General features: G+C 63.2%; 4 protein-coding genes. All 4 read right to left on the bottom strand.

The window, feature by feature from the left end; genetic code table 11:
* The coding region (locus WA702_RS10505) for an amidohydrolase family protein (RefSeq protein WP_425110449.1) at positions 1-1,007 on the bottom strand (1,007 nt) is incomplete at its 3' end.
* Positions 1,008-1,171: 164 nt separating this feature from the next.
* Complete coding sequence (locus WA702_RS10500) at positions 1,172-2,179, bottom strand: Bug family tripartite tricarboxylate transporter substrate binding protein (protein WP_425110448.1); 1,008 nt, start codon at positions 2,177-2,179, stop codon at positions 1,172-1,174.
* Between the two features lie 19 nt (positions 2,180-2,198).
* Positions 2,199-2,885 (bottom strand): cyclase family protein, encoded by a 687-nt coding sequence (locus WA702_RS10495; protein ID WP_425110447.1) that lies wholly within the window; start codon positions 2,883-2,885, stop codon positions 2,199-2,201.
* A 103-nt stretch (positions 2,886-2,988) separates the two neighbouring features.
* The coding region (locus tag WA702_RS10490; protein WP_425110446.1) for a TRAP transporter large permease at positions 2,989-3,941 on the bottom strand (953 nt) is incomplete at its 5' end.

Below are 3,941 nucleotides of genomic sequence, written 5' to 3'. Positions count from 1 at the left end.
ATGTGATCGACCGGATGCAGTTGCCACGGATAGGGATAGTCGCTGCCGAGCACGATCTGGCCGGCGCCGACCTGCGCCACCAGATGGCGGATGGCCTCGGGCGAGAAGATCAGGGAGTCGAAATAGATCTGCTTGAGATATTCGCTCGGCTTCTTCTTCAGCGCGATCTCCGCGTTGCAGCTCTTCGGCCCGACCATGCAGGCATAGTCCGAGCGGTCGGCATAGGACGACAGATAGCCGCCGCCATGGGCTGCGATCACCTTCAGCCCAGGGAAGCGGTCAAAGGTGCCTTCGAAGATCAGATGCGACAGCGCGATTGTCGTGCCCAGCGGATTGGCGATCGTGTTGGCGAGCCAGCCGTTGCCGGCCAGGCGCTTGTTCAGCTCCGGAACCCCCTGGGGATGAATGAACAAGGGTACACCGAGCTCTTCCGCCTTGGCCCAGACCGGATGCAGTCTGGCATCGGAGAATTCCACCCCGTTGACGACGTCACCGATCGCAGCGCCCTTCAATCCCTGCTTCTTGACAGCCGTCTCGAGCTCCTGCACCGCCAGATCGGGCGCCTGCAATGTGAGCGAGGCAAAGGCCGCGAACCGGTCCGGCTTCGACGCACAGAGCTCGGCGAGCTTCTCGTTCTGGATCTTGACGATCTGCGCCGCGAGATCGCGGTCGCGGTCGTACCAGAACGGATTGATCGACAGCACCTCGAGATCGACTGCTTGCGCATCCATGGCCGCAAGGCGCTTGTTGATGTCGATATAGACCTCGTCGCCGCCATTGACCGGCAAAAGCTGCAGTTTGCTGCCATCCTGGCCGAGTAGCGCGGCGACCTCCGGAATCTGACAATGACAATGGACATCAATGGTCCTGGCGCGCTTGCCGTTCACCATCACCGGAAGCGTCTGGCGCGTCGTCGTTTGCCCGCGGACACCCGGCAACATGCCGCAACCGCAAAAGACGAGGCCGGCAGCCGCGCCACCGCGCAGAAAATCCCGACGCGTGGTCATGGCCAATTCCTCCCAGAGGTTGTTTTTTATGGGCGCAGCGTATTCCAGGCTGAGAGCATGCCGCAAGACGAAGTGCACTGCGCTCGGTGCACATTGAGGCTCTGATCAACGCGTCTTGATCGGCGCGTCACCACGCATCAGGATGCAACGGGCAGCCGAAGGGTTCAGACCGGCTTGATGCCGGCCTTGGCAATGACGTCGCGCCATTTCGCCACTTCATCCGCGATACGCTTCCGCATACCGTCGGGGCCATTGGCGATCACCTCGAAGCCGTCGTTGCGCAACTGCTCGGCGATGTCGGTCCGCTTCAGGATCTCGATCGATTTGCTCGCGAGCAACGCCACGACGGCCGCCGGCGTATTCGCTGGCGCGAGAAATCCCTGGAACGTGTCGGAGACGAAGTCCTTGTAGCCGAGCTCCACCATGGTCGGCACTTCAGGCAGGTCGAACCAGCGGTGCTCGCCGGTCACCGCCAGCGCCTTCAGCGCGCCGGACTCGATCTGCGGATGCGCCGGCGGCAGTGCCGCGAAAGCGACCTGCGTGGTTCCGGTGAGGATTGCCTGGATTGCAGGACCCGCGCCGGAGAAGGGCACGTGTGTGATGTTGATGCCGCAGATGATCTTGAACAGTTCGCCGGACAGATGCGGCGTTGTGCCGATCCCCGGGCTCGCATAATTCAGCTCGTCCGGATTGGCCTTCGCGCGGGCGATCAGCTCGGCGATTGTGTTCACGCCGAGCTTGGGATCGACCAGGATCACATTGGGTGAGGTGCCGAGCTCGGCGATGGCGGCGAAATCCTTGGTGGGGTCGTAGGGGATCTTGGCATAGAGGCTGGGATTGACGACATAGGCGCTCGACGTCACCAGCAGCGTGTAGCCGTCGGGCTCTGCATGCGCGGCGATGCCGATGCCGATATTGCCGCCCGCGCCGGGGCGGTTCTCGACCACAGCCGTACCGCCAAGCGCCTCGCCGAGATGACGGGCGAGAATCCGTCCCATGATATCGGTCGGGCCTGCGGGCGCGAACGGCACGATAATCCTGATCGGGCGCTCGGGATAGCCGGCTGCATGGGCGAAGCGTGGGCCAAGCGCGGTCGCCGCGGCAGCCGTGATCAGGCGCCCGCCGGCGCGGAGAACGGCGCGGCGCGGGTACTGGGTTTTCCTCTCGGGCATTTTCTTTTCCGCGCTGGCGCTACATGTCGAACACTGCGACCGCACGGATCGGCGAGGCCGTGCCGTCACGCCATTTCATCGGCAGGCCGATGAAGGTGAATTGCCCCTTGCCGAGCAAGGCTTCCAGATTGCAGAGGCTCTCGATGTGGGTGATGTCCAGGTCGAGGCAGGCCTTGTGAACCAGCAGGTTGACGTCGCTGTCAGGGCCGGGCCGCATCGAATCGATGCCGAAATGCACGACGCCCTGTTTGGCAAGCCATTCGGTCGCCGCGACGTTCACGCCGCTGTTGTCGGTCGCATAGGCCTTGCGTGGGAAGGTGCGCGCGTGATGCCCGGTGCAGAGCAGGACCGTGCCGCCTTTGGGCACGCCGAGCCCTGTCTTCTGGACCGCGTCCTCCAGGTCGGCCGGCGTGATCTCGGCGCGCGGCGCGATGTGCTGCAGGTCGAGGCAGATTCCGGGTACGATGCACTTTTCCAGCGGATACTTATCGATCGGGATGCCGCGCGGGCCGAAATGCCGGGGCGCATCGATATGGGTGCCGCCATGGTCGGCCATCGAGATGAACATCGACGCCAGCCCCCAGACGTTGCCGGATTCCGTCAGCGCCGCCTCGTGGTCCTTCCAGATGCCATGGATGATCGGGGGATGGCCGGGATAGCTCGGCGTGCGGTGATAGAGCTCACGGCTAAGGTCGACGATTTTCATGGCGAGCGCCTTCTCGAATGGGAGCCTTCTGGCCAGCATAGCCTGCCATTCGAAAAAGTGGAGACCCCCGTCCGGAAGACGCGCGCGATGAGCTCCTCGTTCGCTAGTGCAGCACGTGGCGCGGCAGCCAGAGCGAGATCTCCGGGATGTAGGTGACGGCCATCAGCACCGCGAACATCACCGCATAGAACGGCCAGATCTTGCGCATCACCTGTTCAATCGACACCTTGCCGACCGCGCAGCCGACGAACAGGATCGCGCCGACCGGCGGATGGCACAGACCGATGCCAAGATTGAGCAGCATGATCATGCCGAAATGGACGGGATCGACGCCGAAGTTCTGCATCACCGGCAGCAGGATCGGCGTTGCGATCAGGATCGAAGGCGCCATGTCGATGAGCGTGCCGAGCACCAGCAGCAGCACGTTGATCAGCAGCAGGATGACGTATTTGTCGCTCGAGATCGACAGGAAGAACTGCGTCATCTTGGCCGGCATCTGCGTCAGCGCCATGATGTAGCCGACCGAGGAGGCGCAGGCGATCAAGGTCATCACCATTGCGACTGTGCGCAGGGTCCGGTGCAGCAGCACCGGCAGATCGCGCCAGCGATAATCGCGATAGATGAACATCGTGACGAAAAATGCCCACACGCACGCCACTGCGCCGGCCTCGATCGCGGTGAATATGCCGCCCAGGATGCCGCCGAGAATGATAACCAGCGTGATCAGGCCCCAGGCGGCGTCGACCGTAATCCTGATCGCGTCCGCGGCCTTAACGAGCGTGCCCTGCGGATGGCGCTCGCGATAGGCGATCACGATGCAGAGCATGATCAGCGAGAAGCCGAGCAAAAGGCCGGGAAACACGCCGGCCATGAACAGCGCGCTGATCGAGATGGTACCGCCGGTCGCCAGCGAATACAGCACCGCGTTATGGCTTGGCGGCACCAACAGTGCCTGCACCGACGAACTGATGGTCAGGTTGGTCGCGAACACCCGCGGATAGCCGGAGCGCTCCATCTGCGGAATCATCACCGAGCCGATCGCCGAGGTGTCGGCAA

Origin of the sequence: Bradyrhizobium sp. (genome assembly GCF_049798375.1) — a bacterium.
Lineage (GTDB): Bacteria > Pseudomonadota > Alphaproteobacteria > Rhizobiales > Xanthobacteraceae > Bradyrhizobium.
Note: the sequence above shows the minus strand (reverse complement) of the source record. Positions and strands in the feature narration are given on the sequence as shown.

Excerpts from the sequence above, each read along its gene's own strand:
- WA702_RS10500 (WP_425110448.1), bottom strand. The coding sequence starts at position 2,179 with ATGCCCGAGAGGAAAACCCAGTACCCGCGCCGCGCCGTTCTCCGCGCC.
- WA702_RS10495 (WP_425110447.1), bottom strand. The coding sequence starts at position 2,885 with ATGAAAATCGTCGACCTTAGCCGTGAGCTCTATCACCGCACGCCGAGC.